Raw genomic sequence first — 17,900 nt, 5'->3', positions numbered from 1 at the left:
CTTATATGTTTTGGGGCCCCCGCAAAGTACTTGAGTTATCATCGAAGCTAATGCCCCACTTTGCGGGGTTATTTTGATTCATGAGGTGGGTATAATATTAGCCATGGTTCTGCAGCCCACTGGATGGAGGAATAGCATTTTGCACAAGCTGATTCATACACGCATATTTTGGGGATGCCTGATCCTGTGTATGCTGCTGGCGGGCCTGATAATCAGGCTGGCCTGGGTACAGCTGCTGCTGAAGGATAGTGTAGTAAGCGGCACCCGTTACACTGTAGCTCAGATGGCAGAGCTGCAAAGTGAGCGGGAGACGGTGCTGGACAGCGGAAGAGGACGGCTGTATGACAAACACGGAAGGGCGCTGGCTGGAGAGACGGTCTGGACCGCTGCGCTGTTCCCGCCGGAGGAAGAGCTTCACCGGCATCATGGTGCCGGTGAATATAACGATGACCAGCAGCTTCACCGTCTGGCGGAGATTCTTGGCGTCAGCTACAACCAGCTGCAGGCAAGACGGCTGGGGCTGAAGGAGCCGTTGCTCTGGCCTTCCGGCCAAGGCACGGGGCCGCTGGCCCTGACCCTGCCGCAGGCCAGAGAAGTGGAGGCGCTTGGGATTGAAGGTGTCCGGGCGCTGCCTTTTGCCCGCAGATATAACGGGTCTGCATCCGGCCGACAGTGGCTCGGTTATCTGTCTGAAGCTTCAGGCGAAGCTGTCACTCAATCCCCTACAGGACTGAGAATTCCAAGAACCGGCACAGACGGGCTGGAGAAGACGCTGGAGCCGCTGCTGCAGGGCGTGGGGCACACGGAGGCCGTTGCCCAGGTTGATGCGCGCGGCAAACGGGTTCCGGGAAGCCCGATCACAGTCAAGGCGCCGGGCAACCCCTATTATCCGCTGTCACTATATACCACAATTGATCTGAAGCTTCAGGAGAGCATTGAGCAGCTGGCGGCGGAAGCCGGGGTGAAGGAAGGGGCGATTGTGGTAATGGACAGCCGGAGCGGTGATATCGCAGCGATGGTCTCCTTGCCGTTCTACAATCCGCAGCAGGTCTCACCGCAAGGGGGAGAATGGAACAACCGTGCTCTTCAAGCGGCCGCTCCGGGCTCTATCTTCAAAATTGTTACGGCCGCTGCCGCACTTGAAGCCGGGCTGACCACGCCGGAGGAGCCTTTCTTCTGTGCAGGAGCATATGGGAAATACGGATTGTCATGTCCCCACGGCAAAGGACACGGCGCCCTTACGCTTAAGCAAGGGTTCGCCGTGTCCTGTAATACTGTATTTGCTACGCTGGCCGAGCGGCTGAGCGGTCTGAAGCTTCAAGCTACCGCCCTTGCCCTCGGACTGGGCCGGAGCATCGGGTGGCAGGCGGAGAATACGCTCGGTCTGCCGTTGCTCCGGCCGCTGGCCGGGGAGCAGCCGGGAACCATCTTCACCACGCTCCTGCCGGATGACGGCGGGGCGAGAGTCCAGACGGCGATCGGCCAGCGCGATGTGCGGATCACTCCGCTGCAGGCGGCGAATCTGGTCGTCACACTGCTGCATGGCGGTGAGGTGAGAGCGCCGCGGATTCTGCAGCGGGTTGCTTTTGCCAATGGACAGACGCTTAAGGAGCTTCCGGGACATCTGGCGCCAGCGCCGGAGGGCCGGATCGCTCCGGCCACTGCCCGTGTGCTGCTGGGCATGATGCGCAGCGTAGTCACAGAGGGCACAGGCCGGATGCTGAAGCCTTCCGCTTGGCCGCTCGCCGGCAAATCAGGCACGGCCCAGACGCTGGAGCATGGCACGCCGCGCAACAATCAATGGTTCATCGGCTATGGTCCGGTTGACCATCCGAAATATGCGGTGTCTGTGGCGATAGAGAATGTGGATCCAGACAGTCCGCAGGCCGCCACCCGCCTGTTCGGTCAGGTGTTCGAGCTGTTGTCGGGGCTGGAAGGCGGATCAACCGGGGCCTGAGGGCCTGGACCGGCAGGCTGCGCATTAGACTCGGCATTCCCGGCCGGACTGCCGCTTATGGGAGCGCCTGCCGTAGAGGTTCCCGAGGCCGCGAAGGGCGAGACGACGAACTCCTCCTGCGGCAGATAGATCCACTGCTGGAGATATCCCTGCTGGAGCAGCTCCTTGAGCAGAATCAGCAGAATCGGCGACAGAATGAGTCCTGCTATCCCGAACAGGGAGGAGGACAGAATCACGAAGGAGAGCATCAGGAAGGCAGAGGAGACACCGATCGAATTCCCTGTGATTTTGGGCTCCAGCAGCTGTCTAACCACCATTACTACAGCCAGCAGAACGATGAGCCCGATAGCAAGCGAAGTATTTCCGACAATGAACAGATAGATGATCCAAGGGATCAGCACCGCAGGTACTCCAAGCAGCGGCAGCAGATCGACCACGGCGCAGACCAGCGCGATGGTGAGTACATTGCCCGTCCGAAGAATCAGCAGGCCAGCCAGAATAATGACGAAGGTGATGCTGATCAGGATCATCTGTGCTTTGATATAAGAACCGATAGCCTTGAACACATTGCCCTGCAGGAAGGCATAGGCGGTCTTGAACGTCTTCGGCAGCTTCTCATGGGCAATTCGGCGCCAGTCCTTAATCTCCATGCTGAGGAAAAAGGCGAGAATGATCGCAATCCCGAAATTAGCCATAAAGGAAGAGAAAGAGCCAAGCACTCCGACCATATATTTGAAGAAGGCGACCATCCACTTCGAGAGAATATTGGTGGCATCTGTGAAATAACCGTTCAGCTTATCTGTCACATCGGATGGAAGCGAATCGATTTTGTGCTGAAGATAGGTCGTAGTCTCTGCGAAATGCTGCTGGACCACGTATGTATATTTGGGCAGATTATTCTGGAGGTGAATCGCCTGGGTCGTAATCAGCAGTCCGGCACCGAACAGGACGCCCAGCAGGATGACCAGGAAGAGCACCACGGAGATCGCGGAGGCGAAGGGCTTGGCCATTCCCTTGCGGTTCAGGAAGCGGGCCAGCGGCTCAATCAGCAGAAATACAAAAAAGGACAGGAACACCGGCGCAGCCAGCTGGTACAATTTACTGAAGCCGAGCATCACTAAATATACGGTTAGAACAAGCAGCCCAATGTCGAAAAAGGTGCGCCAATATTTTCTGTACAGCGGCAGCATAGATTTAAACGACCCCTTTGTGAAGATGAATTTGTAACCTGCACTTCAACTCATTGTACACGATTTTAATAAAAAACGTCTATTTCTTTGGCAGCTGTGTTAAACTAGGAGGTGATGTTTTTTAAAGCTGTCGCTTCTACTTACTCTACTTGGCCGTATCACATCTATCTCCTAACAGACGTAAGGCGAGCCAAAGTCAACTCTGGAAAAGCGGTGATTGTACATGCAGACTTTGCTGCTCTGGCTATTTTATATCTCTACCTTTTATGCTTTTATTCCCGGTATGATCAGCCGTTTATTTGGTTATCGTGTCTTCCGCAAAGGAATTGGGCGTACGGATTACGGCCTGACCTTTGATGACGGGCCAGACCCGCATTATACACCGCTGCTGCTCGATCTGCTTAAACGCTACGATGCGAAGGCGACCTTTTTTGTCGTTGGCTCGCACGCGGAGCAGCACCCCGAGATCATCAAGCGAATGCATGACGAAGGGCATTTGATCGGAATTCATAATTATGTGCACAAGACGAACTGGCTGATGCGTCCCGCCACGGTGAGGAAGCAGATTGACCGGACGGACGAGATCATCTTCTCCATTACCGGCGAGCGCAGCACTTATTACCGTCCTCCTTGGGGAATCGTGAACCTGTTCGACTTCTCCAAACGCCGTCAGGTGCAGATTGTGCTGTGGTCGGCGATGTTCGGCGACTGGAAAGAGAAGCTTGGAGCGGAGAAGCTGACCGAGAAGCTCATTGCAAAGCTCGGCCCGGGAGAGGTGCTGCTGCTGCATGACTGCGGGACGACGATCGGCGCTGATCCGAATGCACCGGAGCATATGCTGATTGCGCTGGAGCGGATGCTGGCCGAGGCCGAGCGGCGCGGACTGCACAGCGTCCGGATTGACGAGATGATCAAGGCGGTGCAGCGCTCCCCGATTACGCATTTGTCCTTCGGCAAGCGGCTGCTTGTCGGTTTATGGCTGGGCTGGGAGAAGCTCTTTCAGCTGCTGTTCCAGATCAAGACAATCTCGCAGGAAGACCCGTTCCTGCATTACCGGCTGCGCAAGTACCAGGGCAGAACGGTCCACATGGATAACGGCGAGACCTTAAGCAAGGGCGACAAGGTGATCGAGCTGCATTTCGATAACAGGCAGCTATTCGAGCTGGGAGTTCATTCCCGTTCCACTGCCCAGCTTGCGATCCGCCTGATCCGCCGGATGGAGAAGGATCTGCCGGTGCTGGCCGAGCGGATTTGCGGTGATGTGGAGCTAGCTGAAGCCAAAGCGCTCTACGGAGTCAGCATGATCAACCGCGGGCCGGAGAAGTTCGGCTTCATCGTACTGGATCTGCCCAGCGGACTGTTCGCCAGCAGCACCAAGTTCTACCTTAGTATTCTCATGAGTGTGATTCATCCGTCAGGCGGCGCAAGACTTAAGGAACGCAGTGACCAACTGGTGCCCAAGATGATACTGATGCCGGTATCGCAGCTTCTGGACCAGATGAACCGTCAGCTTCCGCACAAGCATGTGGAGCGGGTACACGAAGAGGAACGGACGCTTGAAGCTGAGCTTCCCGGAGCAACGGTAGTTCATTGAAGACGAAGCATACACAGTTTAATGCACTTATATTGATTACAATCTCCGCTGGCCTATCAGGGCTGGCGGTTTTTTAGTTCCTGCACATGATGTAAGCGTGTTGATTTCCCAAAAAAAGGGACAAGAAAGGCCGCCATTTCGGGTAATGGTAAGTACGACCAAACCAAACCGAAATGAGGCGACCTCATGAATAATAATACCCCATTCCTGGCCGTGTTCAAACAAGTATTAACCCCGGAAGAAGTCGAAATGGTGACTGGGCAAACCGAGAACTACGAGGATACAGGAACCAAAATGACTGTCGGTGTGTTGTTCGACTACTTTATCCAAGCCTGCTACCACCAATGGGATGGCTTTCGTCAAAGTGCTCGGGTGGGCTCGAACTACGATTTGCCCAAGGTTCATTACTCCACTCTTTCGGGCAAAGCCGGTGAAGTGCCTTACGATATCTTCAAGCGTTTGTTTCAAATGCTCGTCCAGAAATGTAACCGGCAAACCCGGCGGCACCTGAATCTGCCTAAAGATCTTCTGCTTATTGACTCTACGACGGTTACGGCGGCAAACTCCCGTATGTCTTGGGCTCCGTATAAAAAATTCAGAGGAGGTATCAAGCTGCATGTGGCCTTCTCGCATGGACAGCATTCACCCGTGAAGGTGGTCGAATCGATTGCCCGGCGCAATGACGCTCCATTTGGAGAAGTCTTGGCCGATAAGGACTACCTTCTAGTCCAGGATCGGGCATATGGAAAAATCGGTCGATTGGATCAATATGTGCAGCAAGGTCAGTCCTTTGTGATTCGTTTGAAAGACAATCTCCACTTGGTGTTGCCGCGAAAACGTCAGCGACCGGCAGAGGGAGACACCAAAATTGTACGCGATATTACCTGTTATATCGGTCAAGGGAAACACCAATCCGCCCAGCGCCACCGCGTCGTTGAATTTGAAAATGACCGGGGCGAAGTCGTACGGGTCGTCACTGATTTGAGAAAAGAGTCCGCTCACGTGATTGCTGAAATTTACAAAGCACGCTGGGAGATTGAAGTCTTTTTCCGCTGGGTGAAACAGCATTTGAATGTCCCTTGTCTGTTTGGAAACACCGAAAATGCAGTGTATAGCCAATTGTTTGTGGCCCTTACCGCATATGTGCTTCTAAAATACATTTTTGATGAAATTCATCCGAAGGTACCGGTCTTTGCTAAGCTGACTCTTTGGGAATTTATGCAGTACTGGCGTATATTTAATCTTCCGCTGGAGTGGCAGGTTCAGCTTAATCAGCTCAGGCGTAAAGAACATTTAGGTGTTTTTGTCATCCCATAATATGGGTAATCAACATGCCTGCACATGATGCAACATTCTTCTCCTCAAAGCTGCAATTCCTGCAGCAAAAAGAGCAGCTCCAACCGCATTTGCGGTTGGAGCTGCTCATATCATCATTACATTTGCTTAAGGCTGCGGCTCTAACGATTAGATCTTCAGCACGCCGCCCTTGCTTGCATTGGTAACCAGCTTGGAGTAACGGGCCAGATAACCGGTCTTCACCTTCGGCTCGAATTCTTTCCAGCCCTGGCGGCGGACCGCCAGCACTTCCTCGTCAACCAGCAGCTCGATCTTGCGGTTGTTGAGGTCCAGCTCAATGATATCGCCATCCTCTACAAAAGCGATCGGGCCGCCCTCAGCCGCTTCCGGAGAGATGTGACCGATGCTGATCCCGCGGGAGGCACCGGAGAACCGTCCGTCCGTGATCAGGCCGACCTTGGCGCCCAGGCCCATACCGACGATCTGCGAAGTCGGCGCCAGCATTTCCGGCATGCCCGGTCCGCCCTTTGGACCTTCATAACGGATAACGACTACATGGCCTTCTTTGACCTTGCCGTTCGCGATACCTTCCAGTGCTTCTTCCTGAGAGTCGAAGCAGATGGCAGGTCCTTTGTGATAGCCGCCAACAGAAGCATCCACGGCACCCACCTTGATGATGGAGCCTTCAGGAGCCAGGTTGCCGTAGAGTACAGCCAGTCCGCCAACTTGGGAATAGGGGTTGTCGATGGTATGAATAACAGATGTATCCTGGATCTCATGGCCGGTTACATTCTCGGCCAGTGTCTTGCCGGTAACCGTCATGCAATCGCCGAAGATTGCGCCCGGCTTCTTCAGTAATTCGTTCAGCACGGCGCTTACGCCGCCCGCCCGGTCCACATCTTCGATGAAGATATCGGAGGCCGGAGCCAGCTTGGCCAGGTAAGGAACCCGGTTGGCTACTTCGTTGATGCGTTCCAGCGGATAATCGATTTCGGCTTCCTGAGCCAGTGCCAGGGTATGCAATACGGTGTTGGTCGAGCCGCCCATTGCCATATCCAGCGCGAAGGCATTGTCCAGCGATTCCTGGGTTACGATATCACGCGGCTTCAGGTCCAGCTTGATCAGCTCCATGAGCTGGGTTGCTGACTTGCGGACGAAGTCTCTGCGTTCTTCGGCTACGGCCAGGATGGTGCCGTTGCCCGGAAGCGCAAGGCCCATAGCTTCAGCCAGACAGTTCATGGAGTTGGCAGTGAACATGCCGGAGCATGATCCGCAGGTAGGACAGCCGTATTGTTCGAGTTCGAGCAGCTCAGCATCGTTGATCTTGCCGACCTGATGCGCGCCAACGCCTTCAAATACAGAAGTGAGGGAGAGCTTCTTGCCTTTGCTGTCTACGCCGGCCTTCATCGGCCCGCCGCTGACGAAGATTGTCGGGATGTTGACGCGCAGTGCGCCCATCATCATGCCCGGGGTGATTTTATCACAGTTGGGAATGCACACCATACCGTCGAACCAGTGCGCGGATACTACCGTTTCCAGAGAGTCGGCAATGATCTCGCGGCTTGGCAGCGAATAACGCATACCGATATGACCCATGGCAATCCCGTCGTCAACGCCGATCGTGTTGAATTCGAATGGAACCCCGCCGGCTTCACGGATGGCTTCCTTCACGATTTTGCCGAATTCCTGCAGATGCACATGACCCGGAACAATATCGATATAGGAATTGCAGACCGCGATGAACGGTTTGCCGAAATCCTCTTCTTTAACGCCTGCTGCCCGCAAAAGGCTGCGGTGAGGAGCGCGGTCGAAGCCTTTTTTGATCATATCTGATCGCATTTTCTTGTTTGCCATGATGACTTTTCCCCCTAACAGTATTGGTAAAGCGAATATAGTGCCGCATTAACGCATTGCAATCCCGAAATATACGTATCTGCGGTGATTGGTTACGAACGTTAATAGAGAGTCTATCACAAAAATCCTGTTTTTTCTACCGGGCAGTGTGAAGTTTGTCGGGGGGGCACGCATGTAAAGTCTGGGCTAATATACAGAAAGAAGCCTATTCCGTATAGGATAGACTTCGGCAAATTGATATAGCAGGGCCGCTTCATTCTATAGAGAGCGCCGGATGGCGGCACGCTGCAGGGAGATCATCCACTGCACGGACGGCTCCACGAGCGGGTTCAGCAGACGTCTGACCGCAGGCTGGGCGAGCAGCACAGTACATCCTACTGCACCGGCGAGCAGCAGCGCTGCTCCGGCCGGGTTGCCGATATAGGTATACAATCCGGAAATCACCGCCGTGCGGACCACAAAGCCATGCAGCAGAAAAACATAGAGGGTTCGGCGTCCCAGGCCGGTCATGCGGCTTAACCCGTAAGGCACCAGGCCCAAAAATGCCAGTGAAGCGATAATTTGCAGGCCATAGACCGCCAGCCGGAACAGACCCGCGTACCATGCATGGGCGCCAAGCTGCATATAAGTCATACTGCCGTATAGCCAGCCTATGGGGAGATTACTGCCAAGCAGGCCGATAGCAAGGAGCAGCAGGAGCGAAGCGGCGGCGGCAATGCTTTTGACATACCGCTGATACAGCTTCACGAAAGCCCCGAAGGAGAAATGGTATCCGATCACAAAAAAGGGCAGGTAGACAAAGGTGCGGCTGATGCTGAACCAGATCCCGTCTAGTTGCAAATAACCTACGGCGACCCCTGCGGTAACAGCGAAGGCCAGCTGGGCACTGCGGGTCCAGCGGCTCATGCCCAGCATCAGCAGGCGCCAGCAGATGTGGCTGGCCAGGAACCAGAGCAGCAGATAAGGAGCGAAGAATGAATGCTGTATATTATTGACATGAAACAGGGAGGCGTCAAGTAGGGAGTAGAGGCTCTGAAAAATAACATACTGCAGGGCAATCTGCAGCAGGACTTTGCGTCCTGGCGCTCCATGCAAGCTTGAACGGGCAAAGTATCCGGTTACCAGCACAAACAGCGGCATATGAAAACTGAAGATCCATTGGTAAAGCGTGTGAAGTCCGCTCATTTCCTGAATCAGGGGTTCGATCGCATTGGCCACAAAGACAGTTACAATAAGCATGAAGCGCAGATTAAGAAAGAAGGTCTCTCCACGCGTGTTAAGCGGGCTTACCCGGGTCATGACGTAACCTCCAATGAAATTAGGGTTTGCGTAGGGTTTAATACTTTAATTTTAAAATACATGATTTCCGGACAATAAATTGTGAAATACATCACAATGGTAAGCGCTATCATTGGAAATGGATAGGGCCAGATGTGGCGAAGTCTTGAAGGTTGTTTGAATTCACTGATTCCCTTATAATTTTCAGTATGCAGGAATCGGGAGTGAACACTAATGAAAAAGAATATAATCAGACGCCGTGTGCTTATTGGAGTGGTGTTGGTTCTACTGGTAGCGGGGGTGTTTATATGGAGATATCTGACCCCCTATAAGCCGGAGGCACGGGCTGAAACGGCTCTGATCTCTGCCGGGGGAGTCACTGTAGAGCAGAATGACAACTGGATCTCGTTCGAGCCCTCAGTGGTGCTCGGCACCGCCGTAATCTTTTATCCGGGAGCACTGGTCAAGGCAGAAGCATATGCGCCGCTGGCCCGTAAAGTTGCCGCTGCCGGTCACCCGTTCTACATTGCCAGAATGCCGCTTAATCTGGCTGTAATCAAAGGGGATGCCGCCGAAGAGATTATCCGCGTGCATCCGAAGCAGTCCTTCGTCCTGGGCGGACATTCGCTCGGCGGCGTAATGGCTTCACGCTTCGCTGCGGATCATGCCGGCCAGCTGGAAGGCGTTTTTTTTCTGGCCTCGTATCCCGATGAGAAAGGCAGCCTGAAGGACACCACGCTATCCGTCTTGTCTGTGCTTGGCACGCAGGATGAGGTCGTAGACCAGAAGAGCTATAACAAAGGGCGTTCCTATTTGCCGGGCAATACCGTATATGTGTCGGTTGACGGCGGTAACCATGCCCAATTCGGCAGCTATGGCGCGCAAAAGGGTGACGGGACCGCTACGATTACCGAAGATGAACAGCAGACGCGGACCGTCCGGGCGATGCTGGACTGGCTGGGGAATCTGCGCCAGAGCAAATGAACAACGAATACCTGAAGTAATATAACTTATGCGGAAGGAGCGCTGGAATGCCTGTATTGCACATCAATGAACTCTCCGTTCCCGTAAGCGGCATCCTGTTCGATAAGGACGGCACGCTGCTTGATCTCCTGGCCACCTGGGGCAGCTGGGCCGAACTGGTGCTTGAGGGGCTGGGCAGCCAGCTGACTTTAATGGGCAGCAGACCTGTAAGAGGAGCAGATTTGGCCCCGGTGCTGGGGACGACGCATGATGCTTCCGGACGAATTACCGGTTATGATCCTGCCGGTCCGCTCTCCATGGCAACGGCTGAGGAATCCACCGGGATTCTGGCCTGGCAGCTCTATACAGCGGGTGTCCCCTGGAATGAAGCGGTGACGCGAGTGAATGCCATCTCCAAGGAGGCCATGAATGAGCTTCGCCGCCGCCGTACGGCTGTGCCCATGCCGGGATTATTGCCATTCCTGGAGCAGTGTGCTGCCGCCTCCCTGAAGCTTGGCGTTGTGACCTCCGACAATCTGTCCACCACCCGAGAGCATCTGGAATGGCTGGGCATCTCCGGGTACTTCGGAGCGGTGGTTACACGTGACCGGGTAAAGTACGGCAAGCCTGCACCGGAGATGGCCGAGAAGGCCTGCCGGGAGCTGGAGGTGCGTCCCGAAGACACAGTGATTATCGGTGACAGCAATGCGGATATGCAGCTGGGCCGTGGGGCGGGACTGCGCCTTGCGGTCGGAATCTCACCGGACGGAAGGACAGACCATCTGCTGGATGCGGATATTGTGGTATCCGGCTATGACGCGCTCCGCTTAACGATCTGAATGTATTACGAATGAGGTACAGAGAGGACAGGTGTAGATTATGGAACAATTACAGCTACTGGCTTCCTGGATTCAAAAAAGCAATAATATCGTCTTTTTCGGCGGTGCCGGAACATCGACGGAGAGCGGCATCCCGGACTTCCGTTCGGCAGCCGGTCTGTACCAGACACAGCACAACTCCCCCTATCCGCCTGAGGTGATGCTCAGCCGCAGCTTTTTTATGTCCTCGCCGGACATTTTTTTTGATTTCTACCGCAGCAAGATGATTCATCCCGGAGCGAAGCCGAACGGGGCCCACCGGCTGCTCGCGGATCTGGAGGAGAGCGGCAGGCTGAAGGCGGTCATTACGCAAAATATCGACGGCCTCCATCAGATTGCCGGCAGCCGCCGGGTTCTGGAGCTGCACGGCTCTATCCACCGCAATCACTGCATGGGGTGTCAGCGCTATTACGGCCTGGAGGAATGGCTGGAGCAGGAAGGCTCAGTGCCGCGCTGTGAGGACTGCGGGGGCATCATCAAGCCGGATGTGGTGCTCTATGAAGAAGCGCTCGATCATGAAGTGCTGATTGAGGCCGTGGATGCCATTGCAGCGGCGAATCTGCTGATCATCGGCGGTACCTCGCTTACCGTTCAGCCTGCTGCAAGCCTGGTCACTTACTTCAGGGGACAGCATACAGTACTGCTTAACGGCGAGCCTACCCCGTATGACGATCAGGCAGACCTGATTATTACAGAGCGTATCGGAGATGTGATGGGTAGAGTGCAGGGACTGCTGGGCTAACGCCCAGTCAGTCTTTTTTTATAGAACAAGATTACTTATGAGGCCGTGTGTTTAAAGAAGGGTATTCACAAAAGAGATACGAGAGGCAGGGATATAACATGGTATATGTGGCTAGTGATGAACGGTATGAAGGAATGCGTTATAACCGCACCGGCAGGTCAGGTCTCAAGCTTCCGGCCATCTCCCTGGGCCTGTGGCATAATTTCGGCGGCATTGATGCCTTTGAGAATGGCCGCAGGATGATTACCCGTGCCTTTGATCTTGGAATCACCCACTTCGACCTGGCGAATAACTACGGGCCTCCGGCCGGATCGGCGGAGGAGCTGTTCGGCAAGGTGCTGGCCCGGGATCTCGCGCCGTACCGTGACGAGCTGGTGATCTCGACCAAGGCGGGATATACGATGTGGCCCGGCCCTTACGGGGACTGGGGTTCACGTAAATATATCCTGTCTAGTCTGGACCAGAGCCTGAAGCGGCTGGGACTGGACTATGTGGATATCTTCTATTCCCACCGTCCGGACCCGGACACCCCCATGGAAGAAACGATGGGAGCGCTTGATCATGCTGTACGCTCAGGCAAAGCGTTGTACATCGGCTTGTCCAACTATACGGCGGAGCAGACGCAGCAGGCTATTGCGATCCTGAAGGAGCTGGGCACCCCGCTGCTGATTCATCAGCCGAGGTATTCCATGCTGGACCGCTGGATTGAAGGCGGGCTTCAGGATGTGCTGGAGGAGCATGGGGTGGGCAGTATTGCCTTCACTCCGCTGGCGCAAGGTCTGCTGACGAATAAATATCTGAACGGCATTCCCGGAGATTCCCGGGCAGCCGGACCTTCGGCAGCGCTGAATGAGAGCCGGATTACGCCGGAGGTGCTGCGCAGAATCCACGCGCTGAACCAGATGGCCGTAACGCGCGGCCAGAGTCTGGCCCAGTTCGCCCTGCTCTGGACGCTGCGCGGCGGCCGGATCACCTCGGCGCTGATCGGCGCCAGCCGGGTCAGCCAGATCGAAGAGAATATCGCCGCGCTGTCCCACAGTGACTTCACGCAGGAGGAGCTGGACCGGATCGAAACGATCCTTAAGACAGAGGAGTGAAGCTTAAGGCGCTCAGCCTAAGAGTTGCCATAAGGTCCGGCTTCCATAGATAACCATGCAAGCAGCCCGCTTCCTGTTCAGGAGACGGGCTGTTGCTCTAGGCGATATAGCTATTTCTCTCCAGGGTTCACTGTGGCCTGGCGGTAAGCGGTGGGGGACTGGCGGTAGAAACGCTTGAATTGCCGGGAGAAATACAGGGCATCAGTCAGTCCGACCGATGCCGCTACCTGCTCCACGGACAGCTCGGGACGTTCACGCAGCAGCTGGCGCGATTTCTCCACCCGCAGCTTCAGCAGGTAAGTGACCGGAGAGAGCCCCGTCTCCTGCTTGAAGATGCGGGAGAGGTAAGCGCGGTTATACCCCAGAGAGCCGCACATCTGTTCAATCGAGACCGGATGGGCATACTGAGAAGCCATGTAGTGAATCATCTGCTTCACCGTCCGCTTGATCTGTGATTCCGCACCCGGCAGCCGGGTGGAGGAGACCAGCAGCTCCGCCGCTTCGCCGGCGATAAGGTACAGATACCCCAGAGAGGTCAGGGCGGCACTCTCCTTATTGGCATAGAATGCGGACATCATCCCGGCAAGCGCTCCGGGTATTACACTGCCGCCTGCGGTAGACAGCACCGGGGCGAGCGGCGCGAAGCCCGCCTGCTCCGCAAGCTGTCCGGCATCGGCGCCGGTGAAGGCAGCCCAGCGGTAGCGCCAGGGCTCCTGCTGATCCGAGATGTAGCTGACCAGCTGGCCCGGGTGGATTAGGAAGCAGTCTCCGGCTCCCAGCTCGTACGTATGCTCCTCTGTCCGGAAGACCCCGGAGCCTGATTCAATATAATGGAGCAGATAGTAATCGTAGATCTTGGGACCTGCCTGATGCAGCGGGAGGGTCTGGCTCTCTCCTGCAAAGAGTACATGCAGCAGCTGCTTATCGTAATAGACAGGATTTGATCCTACTGAATAGGTATGTTGCACTGCAAGCCGCCTTTCCTGAGCAGAACGCTTCCATAGCTAAGTGTATAGGGAGCGCCCGTTCACTTTTCCTCATACCGAGTATAGTCTCTTCAGAGACGGAAGTCACATTTGTCCATATATTGCACACATGATTGCATTATCAGGGCAAGTCTGATTTTATTATAATGTAAGCATGAAGGACGTAAGTTGAATTCCAAAGCGCAAGCAGCGAAAGGGTGGAGTGGCAATGTTGAGCACACAGGAACTGAACAGCAAATTTATTGAGAAATATGGGGAAATCAAGGAAGAAGCAAGGGTATTCTACGCTCCGGGCCGCGTGAATCTGATCGGAGAGCATCTGGACTACAACGGAGGTTACGTCTTCCCGGCCGCGCTGGACTTCGGCACCACGCTGATCGTGCGCCCGCGTGCAGACGGCAAGGTTCAATTCGCATCGACGAATTTACCTTACGAAGCTTCTATTGACTATAGCGAGATCGGCAAAGCCAAGACCGGCGAATGGATTGACTATCCGGTGGGTGTGCTGGTAGAACTGGCCAAGAAGGATCTTCCGCTATCCGGCGGCTATGACCTCCTGTTCCATGGTGAAATTCCTAACGGCTCGGGTCTGTCCTCTTCCGCTTCGATCGAGGTAGTCACAGGCTTCGCCTTCCTGACGCTGCTTGGCGGAGAGATAGATACGGTGGAGCTGGCCCTGCTGTCCCAGCGTGTGGAGAACCAGTATGTCGGCGTGAACTCCGGTATTATGGACCAGTTCGCTGTAGCCAACGGCAAGCGCGACCATGCCATCCTGCTGATGTGCGATACGCTGGAATACAGCCTCGTACCTTTTGTGACAGGCAGCTATAAGCTGGTCATCGGCAACACGAACAAGAAGCGCGGTCTGGTGGACTCCAAGTACAATGAGCGCCGGAGCCAGTGTGACGAGGCTCTGGCTATTCTTAAGCAAGAGGTGCCGGGCCTGTCTTATCTGGCTGAGCTGAAACCTGAACAATTCGAGCTTCATCAGGATAAAATTACAGACGAAACCGTCAGACGCCGCGCCCGCCATGTGGTGGAGGAGAATCAGCGTGTGCTTGACTCGGTGGAGGTGCTGAAGAACAACGATCTGAAGCAATTCGGCCTGTACATGAATGACTCCCATGTCTCCCTCCGCGACCTGTATGAAGTCAGCTGCGAGGAGCTGGATGTGATGGTGGAAGAAGCGCAGCGCATTCCTGGCACACTGGGATCACGGATGACGGGGGCCGGATTCGGGGGATGTACGGTATCTCTGGTGCATGAGGATGATGTGCAGCGGTTCATCGCTGAAGTAGGTGAAGCTTACAAGAACAGAACCGGCCTGACCGGCGAATTCTATGTATGTGGCATCGGCAACGGCGTGGAAGAATTGAAAGGAGTGAAATAAGATGGCGATTCTGGTAACGGGCGGCGCAGGATACATCGGTTCACACACAGTAGCAGAGCTGCTGGACCGCGGTGAAGAGGTTGTGGTGATTGACAATCTGCTGACAGGGCACCGCGAGGCGCTGCTGGGCGGCAAGCTGTACGAGGGCGACCTGCGCGACAAGGCGCTGCTGGCGAAGCTGTTCTCCGAGAATGAGATCGAAGCGGTGATTCACTTCGCAGCCAGCTCCCTGGTGGGTGAGAGTATGAAGGACCCGGTTAAATACTACGACAACAATGTCTATGGAACGCAGTGTCTTCTCGAAGCCATGCAGCATGCCGGTGTGGATAAAATCGTCTTCTCCTCCACTGCCGCCACCTACGGCGAACCGGAAAAGGTACCTATCGAAGAGACTGACCGCACCGAGCCTGCGAATGTCTACGGCGAGACCAAGCTGACCATGGAACGTATGATGGCCTGGTTCGACAAAGTGCTCGGCATCAAATATGTGGCGCTGCGCTACTTCAATGCCGCAGGCGCACATGCCAGCGGCAAGATCGGCGAAGACCACCGTCCGGAGAGCCATCTAATTCCGCTGGTGCTCCAGGCTGCGCTGAAGCAGCGCGAGAATATTGCAGTTTTCGGGGAAGACTATCCGACAGAAGACGGAACCTGCGTACGCGACTACATCCATGTCAGCGACCTGGCGGATGCGCATGTCCGTGCAGTCACTTATCTGCGCAGCGGCAGTGCAAGCAATATCTTCAACCTTGGCAACGGCCTGGGCTTCTCTGTGAAGCAGGTCATTGAGACTGCGAAGAAGGTTACCGGCCTGGACATTCCGGTTGTGGTTCAGGACCGCCGCGCCGGAGATCCGGCAGTACTCGTCGCTTCCTCTGACAAAGCCCGCAAGGTTCTGGGCTGGGACCCGCAGCATGCCGATCTGGAAGGCATTATTCAGAGCGCCTGGAGCTGGCACTCTGCCAATCCGCAAGGGTACGGGGAGTAAGAAGCAATTCTGCTTGTTACCCGAAGGTGAAATAGACAGAATGCAAAGCGCCGCATAAGGCACCATAGAAGGAGAAATGAAATGCAGAACGATAATAGTACGGCTGCTGCCGCTGAGAAGGCGCTGTATGCGATTGAACAGCTGGTTCTGTTTGCCGGACATACGGGACTTATCCAGCCAGCAGATGTGGATTACAGCCGCAATGAACTCCTGGACCAGTTCGGCTTCAGCGAGCCGTATCCCGGCGAGTTCACTGAAGGTCCGCTGGACAGCCCGCAGGCCCCGCTGGACCAGCTGATTGATTACGGGTTCAGTCTCGGGCTGATCCCGGAGAATACGGATACGTACCGCGACCTGCTGGATGCGAAGATTATGGGCCTTCTGATGGCCCGCCCGTCTGAGGTGAATGCGGAGTTCGCCGCGATCGAGGCGGAGCAGGGCATTCAGGCGGCAACGGACCGTTTTTATAAGCTGAGCATTGATTCCAACTATATCCGTATGGACCGTGTAGCGAAGAATGTGTATTGGCTTCAGGAGTCGCCGTACGGGGATATTGAGATGACGATCAACCTCTCCAAGCCGGAGAAAAGTCCGAAGGAAATCGCCATGGCCCGGTTGCTTCCGCCTCCGGTCTATCCGAAGTGCCAGCTATGCCGCGAGAACGTCGGTTATGCCGGCCGGGTCAATCACCCGCCGCGTCAGAACCTGCGCGTGATCCCGCTCCCGATGAACAACGAGAAGTGGTTCTTCCAGTACTCGCCGTATGTCTACTATAACGAGCATTGCATTGTGTTCCACCACGATCATGTGCCGATGAAGCTGACGAAGGATACGCTGAAGCGTCTGCTTAGCTTCGTGGAAGCCTTCCCGCATTATTTCATCGGTTCGAATGCCGATCTGCCGATTGTCGGCGGCTCCATTCTGACGCATGACCACTTCCAGGGCGGACGGCATACGTTCCCGATCCAGAAGGCGCCCAAAGAGGACACCTTCACTCATGCCTCGTATCCCGGCGTCAGCTTAAGCACAGTGAAGTGGCCGATGTCCGTGCTGCGGATGCATGCCGAAGATCCGGCGGTGCTGCTGGAGGCAGGCAACCATATCTACGAATCCTGGAAGACTTACAGCGATCCGGCCGCCGAAGTGCTGGCGTTCAGTGAAGAGAGCGGCGAGCGAGTGCCGCACAACACTGTCACCCCTATCGTGCGCCGGGCAGAGGACGGCGGCTACGAGATGGATCTGGTGCTGCGCAACAACCGGACCAGCGAAGAATATCCCGAAGGGATCTTCCACCCGCACCGGGAGATGCACCATATCAAGAAGGAAAACATCGGCCTGATTGAGGTCATGGGCCTGGCGATTCTGCCGGGACGGCTCAAGGAAGAGCTTGACGCCATCGCTGGCATATTGGCGGGCGACACTGCGCTTCTCGGAGATGTCCAGAGCCAAGGCCAGGAGCATCCGCTGGCGCTGCACACTTCATGGATTACCGAACTGGTAAGCCGCTTCGGCACCTCCTTGAACCGAGAAGAAGCGGTGAAGACCATCCAGAATGAGGTGGGTACGAAGTTCACTCACATTCTGGAGCATGCCGGAGTCTACAAACGCACGCCGGAAGGGCAGGCGGCCTTCCGCCGTTTCCTGAACAGCAGCGGCTTTAACTAAGTCTGGATAGGTTTTGAGCCCG

General features: G+C 55.3%; 14 protein-coding genes. 10 read left to right on the top strand and 4 right to left on the bottom strand.

The annotated features are described in order from the left end of the window. Window positions 1-139: 139 nt before the first annotated feature. Window positions 140-1,957 (top strand): peptidoglycan D,D-transpeptidase FtsI family protein, encoded by a 1,818-nt coding sequence (locus tag MHH78_RS27885; RefSeq protein WP_341169556.1) that lies wholly within the window; start codon window positions 140-142, stop codon window positions 1,955-1,957. Here MHH78_RS27885 and MHH78_RS27880 read toward each other — a convergent pair. Further along, window positions 1,906-3,147, bottom strand: a complete 1,242-nt coding sequence (locus MHH78_RS27880; RefSeq protein ID WP_341169555.1) for an AI-2E family transporter — start codon at window positions 3,145-3,147, stop codon at window positions 1,906-1,908. The genes MHH78_RS27885 and MHH78_RS27880 overlap by 52 nt on opposite strands. Before the next feature lie 223 nt (window positions 3,148-3,370). Between MHH78_RS27880 and MHH78_RS27875 the strand changes: the two genes are divergently transcribed. After that, window positions 3,371-4,741, top strand: a complete 1,371-nt coding sequence (locus MHH78_RS27875) for a polysaccharide deacetylase family protein (RefSeq protein WP_036722582.1) — start codon at window positions 3,371-3,373, stop codon at window positions 4,739-4,741. Between the two features lie 186 nt (window positions 4,742-4,927). Further along, window positions 4,928-6,058, top strand: coding sequence for an IS4 family transposase (locus MHH78_RS27870; RefSeq protein WP_341168437.1), 1,131 nt, complete (start codon window positions 4,928-4,930; stop codon window positions 6,056-6,058). A 147-nt stretch (window positions 6,059-6,205) separates the two neighbouring features. Here the strand turns inward: MHH78_RS27870 and ilvD are convergent, their stop codons facing one another. Beyond that, entirely contained in the window at window positions 6,206-7,891 is a 1,686-nt protein-coding gene (gene ilvD, locus MHH78_RS27865) for a dihydroxy-acid dehydratase (protein WP_036722581.1), read from the bottom strand. 258 nt (window positions 7,892-8,149) lie between these two features. Further along, window positions 8,150-9,190 carry an acyltransferase family protein gene (locus MHH78_RS27860; RefSeq protein WP_341169554.1) on the bottom strand — a complete coding sequence of 347 codons (1,041 nt, stop codon included), beginning with the start codon at window positions 9,188-9,190 and terminating at the stop codon, window positions 8,150-8,152. Between the two features lie 213 nt (window positions 9,191-9,403). Between MHH78_RS27860 and MHH78_RS27855 the strand changes: the two genes are divergently transcribed. The 4 genes from MHH78_RS27855 to mgrA all read left to right on the top strand — a co-directional run bounded on the left by MHH78_RS27855 (window position 9,404) and on the right by mgrA (window position 12,849). After that, window positions 9,404-10,153, top strand: a complete 750-nt coding sequence (locus MHH78_RS27855) for an alpha/beta hydrolase (protein ID WP_036722576.1) — start codon at window positions 9,404-9,406, stop codon at window positions 10,151-10,153. A 47-nt stretch (window positions 10,154-10,200) separates the two neighbouring features. Then, on the top strand, window positions 10,201-10,971 hold the full coding sequence (locus MHH78_RS27850) for an HAD family hydrolase (RefSeq protein WP_341169553.1): 771 nt from the start codon (window positions 10,201-10,203) through the stop codon (window positions 10,969-10,971). Between the two features lie 40 nt (window positions 10,972-11,011). After that, window positions 11,012-11,752: an NAD-dependent protein deacylase gene (locus MHH78_RS27845; protein ID WP_341169552.1), complete on the top strand. Its 741-nt coding sequence runs from the start codon at window positions 11,012-11,014 to the stop codon at window positions 11,750-11,752. Between the two features lie 98 nt (window positions 11,753-11,850). After that, complete coding sequence (gene mgrA, locus MHH78_RS27840; RefSeq protein WP_076082664.1) at window positions 11,851-12,849, top strand: L-glyceraldehyde 3-phosphate reductase; 999 nt, start codon at window positions 11,851-11,853, stop codon at window positions 12,847-12,849. A gap of 110 nt (window positions 12,850-12,959) precedes the next feature. On the opposite strand, the gene MHH78_RS27835 is transcribed toward mgrA, so the two are convergent. Next, the gene (locus MHH78_RS27835) at window positions 12,960-13,817 is read right to left on the bottom strand and encodes an AraC family transcriptional regulator (RefSeq protein ID WP_341169551.1); all 858 of its coding nucleotides are present in this window, start codon (window positions 13,815-13,817) and stop codon (window positions 12,960-12,962) included. 226 nt (window positions 13,818-14,043) lie between these two features. Here MHH78_RS27835 and MHH78_RS27830 point away from each other — a divergent pair, with 226 nt between their 5' ends. The 3 genes from MHH78_RS27830 (at window position 14,044) to MHH78_RS27820 (ending at window position 17,878) form a co-directional block, all read left to right on the top strand. Continuing rightward, complete coding sequence (locus MHH78_RS27830) at window positions 14,044-15,225, top strand: galactokinase (RefSeq protein WP_445668070.1); 1,182 nt, start codon at window positions 14,044-14,046, stop codon at window positions 15,223-15,225. A 1-nt stretch (window position 15,226) separates the two neighbouring features. Next, window positions 15,227-16,213, top strand: coding sequence for a UDP-glucose 4-epimerase GalE (gene galE, locus MHH78_RS27825; RefSeq protein ID WP_036696662.1), 987 nt, complete (start codon window positions 15,227-15,229; stop codon window positions 16,211-16,213). Between the two features lie 81 nt (window positions 16,214-16,294). Next, complete coding sequence (locus tag MHH78_RS27820; RefSeq protein ID WP_341169550.1) at window positions 16,295-17,878, top strand: UDP-glucose--hexose-1-phosphate uridylyltransferase; 1,584 nt, start codon at window positions 16,295-16,297, stop codon at window positions 17,876-17,878. The last annotated feature ends 22 nt before the right edge of the window (window positions 17,879-17,900 follow it).

The sequence above is a fragment of the Paenibacillus sp. FSL H3-0333 genome (genome assembly GCF_038002805.1).
Classification (GTDB): Bacteria; Bacillota; Bacilli; order Paenibacillales; family Paenibacillaceae; genus Paenibacillus_AQ; species Paenibacillus_AQ silagei.
The sequence above is the reverse complement of the archived record's forward strand: the minus strand, read 5'-3'. Positions and strand labels throughout refer to the sequence as shown.